Source organism: Vulcanococcus sp. DEBay_Sum22DG08_74, from assembly GCF_017852955.1.
In the GTDB taxonomy this organism is placed as follows: Bacteria; Cyanobacteriota; Cyanobacteriia; order PCC-6307; family Cyanobiaceae; genus Vulcanococcus.
Genome location: NZ_JAFMKL010000145.1, coordinates 1 through 3,499, shown reverse-complemented (window position 1 = coordinate 3,499; position 3,499 = coordinate 1). Strand labels below are relative to the sequence as shown.

The window sequence follows — 3,499 nt, the reverse complement described above, 5'->3', positions numbered from 1 at the left end:
AGAGCATCTCCTTGCCAAGGAGAGGGTCGAGAGTTCGAATCTCTTCATCCGCTTGTGAAACAACAAGGCTGATTGCTCAGCTCGTTGTTGTGAAACCAATTTCATTGCCTCTCCAGCCGAGTTCAGCTTGAGAGCAGCCCGATCTCTTTGCGTAGCTGGTCAATCGTTGCCGTCCCGAGGTAGCTCTGGGCGCAGTGCACCTGTGGCATACGCATCAGCTGAGAGCGGTTCTGGCGCAGGCTTTGCTCGACCAGCGGCAGGCTGGGGCGGTCGCAGAGCACATGGCTGGAGGCCCGCAGCAGGGCCAGCAGGCGACTGCTGACATCGGGGGTCGCGGTCATCAACAACAGTTCGTTGCCGCGCATGCTGTGCAGGATCACTTCCGCGGCCCGCAGGATGCCAGGGCTGATGCTGACCAGTCCCACGCAGCTGCCGGCGCGGAGGTCCTTCAGCAGGTCCAGCTCGTGGCGGAAGTCATTGAGATCCACGGGTACGGCCCGCACACCATGGCGTTTGGCGATCTCCTCCACGGGCTGGAGGAAGTAGCGGCTGGTGACCACCGTGCCGTTGCTGGAGTTCTCGAGCACCGCCTCCAGTTCCTCCATCGGAACGACCTCGACCGGGGCATCGAGGTGGGGGGTGAGCTCCTCGGAGATCAGCATTGAGGCGCCGATGTCCTCCCGCGGGGTGCTCACCAGCACCCGGGCGCCGCAGCGCAGCCGCCAGTCGATCTCACGGGTCAAGAGCTCCCGGGCCTGTTGCAGGGTGCAGCCGGCGTTCAGCAGGCCATCCACGCTCTGCCTGACCTCGCGGTCGATGTCAGGAAGGTGCCGTCCACGGGGACCCGGCGGTGGCTTGATTTCCCGTGGGTTCTGTTGATCGCGGACGTAGATGCCCGAGCCGGCCATGGCCTCCACCACGCCGTCGTTTTCCAGCTGCCGATAGACCTTGCTGATGGTGTTGCGATGCAGGCCGGTCTGCATCGCCAGTTGGCGCGTACTGGGTAGTCGATGGCCTGGCGGGAAGTGCCGCGCCGCAATCGCAAAGCAAATCTGGTTGTACAGCTGGCTCGAGGCCGGGATATCGCTGTCCTGCTGAATGTGGAACCGCACGCCCGAGTGGCACAAGCTGTTCGGGCCACCTTACGGACCTTTGTTCCCGGTGACAATTGCATTGTTGGCATAAAAGCCTGTGCCGGTTTCCAAGAGCGCGAATGCGATGACCATTGAGGCCAGCTGGGTTCAGATCTCTGTTCCAGCAGCAGCGGGTGTGACAGCCACGGTCATGCCGGGCTGGTGGGTTCTGCCTGAGCAGCCTCGCGGGGCGGTCTTGGTGCTGCCAGAGGTGTTTGGAGTGAACAGCTGGGTGCGCAGCGTGGCGGAGCGGTTGGCCCAGGAGGGTTACGCAGCCCTAGCCCTGAGCACCTTCTCGCGCTCTGCTCCCGATTTGGATGTGGGCTACGACGAGGCAGGTTTGGCCGCTGGCCGTGAGCACCGTGACAGTGTGACGGCCGAGCAACTCCTGGCGGACGTCCAAGCCGCTGTCGATTGGATCCAGCGGTCCCATCCCTCTTTAAGCCTCGGCTGCGTGGGCTTTTGCTTTGGCGGTCACCTGGCGATGCTGGCTGCGACGAACCCGGCGATCGCAGCCACCTGTGATTTCTATGGAGCTCGGGTCTCGTCCTTCAAGCCTGGTGCGGTTGAGAAGACAACCCTGTCGGTCGTGCCTGAGGTTGCAGGGCGACTCTGGTGCTTCTGCGGTGATCAAGATCCCTTGATGCCCGCTGAGGAGTTGCAGGCCATTGATCAAGCCCTGCGCTCAGCGGATACCGAAGGGAGTCGCCACCGACTGGTTGTGGCAGCTGGGGCCGGCCACGGATACATGTGCCAGGCCAGAGCAGATTTCCACCCTGAGGCAGCTGCCTCGGGATGGAATCAGATGCTGGAGCTCTTCGCTGAGGCGCTCTAGCCTTCGGCCTTGGCTGCCGCCTGACGAGGGGTCTCGATCGTGCGCACCGCTTTGCTGGCAGCAGCCTCGGCCTCTTTCTCTTTGGCCAGGGGTGTTTTGCGCGGGCTGAGGAACATGATCATGTTCCGGCCCTCACGCTTGGGCTCCTGCTGAATCTCGGCCTTTTCTTCGAGATCCTTGGCCATGCGGCGCAGGAGCTGTTCGGCCAGGGCGGTGTGCTGGATCTCCCGTCCGCGGAAGATCACGGTGCACTTGACCTTGTCACCTGCTTTGAGGAAGCGAGAGGCCTGACCGAGCCGCACGTCGTAGTCGTGCTGGTCGATCTTGTAGCGCATCTTGACCTCTTTAACTTCGGTCTGATGCGACTTTTTCTTGGCTTCTTTGGCCTTCTTTTCCTGCTCGAATTTGAACTTGCCGTAGTCCATGATCCGGCAGACCGGTGGGTCAGCCTTCTCACTCACCAGGACCAGGTCCAGCTCACGGTCCTTCGCGACGTCGAGCGCTTCTTCCCTGGTGATCACTCCTAGCTGACTGCCGTCGGCATCGACCACCCGGAGCTGGGGGTAATTGATGCGGTCGTTGATGTTGGGGAGCTCCCGAACAGGAGCACGGCGGTCAAAACGAGGACGGGGTGGCATTCAGACGGGCGAGAGGACGGAAAAACAGTTGCTGTTCACCGTTCACCCTAGGACGTGCTCGATCGCCGACAAGGCCCGCTTCAAGGGATTGTCCTCTTGGCCTGGTGCATCCAGCCATAGGGGTTGATGCTGCCGGCGAAACCAGGTCTTCTGGCGCTTGGCGAACTGCTGGGTGCGCTTGGTGGTCTGCTCAATGGCTTGCTCTTCGGTCAGCTCCCCCCGCAGTAGGGCTCCAGCTTCCGCATAGCCAATGGTGTCCAGCAGGGCGCAGCCCTGCCCATAACGTTCCAGAAGCCCTCGGGTCTCTGCCACCAAGCCTTCGGTGTACAGCGCCCGACTGCGCTGGGCAATGCGTTGCCTGAGGTTGCTGGGGTTGAGACCCAGTTCCAGGACCCGCCAGGGGGGCGGATTGGAGCCCTGCTGTTGGCTCAGGGGGCGACCGGTGGCATAGAGCACCTCAAGGGCGCGCTGTGTGCGCACGGCGTCATTGGCCATGATCCGATCAGCGGCGTCTGGATCGGCTTGGCGCAGAAGGGCGTAGCACTGGCTTTGGCCCAGCGCCTCTAGGTCCGCCCGCAATTGAGGTTGCGGAGGGACCGCTGGCGGAGTCATCCCTTGGGTGATGGCCTTGATGTACAGGCCGCTCCCGCCCACAAGGAAAGCGATTCCCCGCCGCTTGTGTTCCGCTTCGATCGCTTGATCGGCTTCCTGGCGGAACTCCTGAAGGTTGATCGGTTCGTCAGGCGCCCGCAGGTCCAGCAGCTCATGGCGAACGGTGGCCCGCTGCTCGTCAGTGGGTTTGGCCGTGCCGATCGTCATCTCCTTGTACAGCTGCCTGGAATCGACAGACAGAACAGCGAGATCCAGGGCCTGGGCGATCTCGATGGCCAGGG

Annotated in this window: 4 protein-coding genes; 1 reads left to right on the top strand and 3 read right to left on the bottom strand. The window is 62.6% G+C overall.

The features are described 5' to 3' along the window. Positions 1 to 122: 122 nt before the first annotated feature. Positions 123 to 1,112 carry a GntR family transcriptional regulator gene (locus tag QZ184_RS10820; RefSeq protein ID WP_247476531.1) on the bottom strand — a complete coding sequence of 330 codons (990 nt, stop codon included), beginning with the start codon at positions 1,110 to 1,112 and terminating at the stop codon, positions 123 to 125. Positions 1,113 to 1,218: 106 nt separating this feature from the next. Here QZ184_RS10820 and QZ184_RS10815 point away from each other — a divergent pair, with 106 nt between their 5' ends. Beyond that, a complete protein-coding gene (locus QZ184_RS10815) occupies positions 1,219 to 1,968 on the top strand; it encodes a dienelactone hydrolase family protein (protein WP_296419599.1) in 750 nt (249 codons plus the stop codon). Here QZ184_RS10815 and infC read toward each other — a convergent pair. Next, positions 1,965 to 2,606, bottom strand: a complete 642-nt coding sequence (gene infC / locus QZ184_RS10810) for a translation initiation factor IF-3 (protein ID WP_010314200.1) — start codon at positions 2,604 to 2,606, stop codon at positions 1,965 to 1,967. The two genes, QZ184_RS10815 and infC, sit on opposite strands and share 4 nt — an antisense overlap. Before the next feature lie 42 nt (positions 2,607 to 2,648). Continuing rightward, positions 2,649 to 3,497: a tRNA (adenosine(37)-N6)-dimethylallyltransferase MiaA gene (gene miaA, locus QZ184_RS10805; RefSeq protein WP_296419597.1), complete on the bottom strand. Its 849-nt coding sequence runs from the start codon at positions 3,495 to 3,497 to the stop codon at positions 2,649 to 2,651. Positions 3,498 to 3,499: the final 2 nt, after the last annotated feature.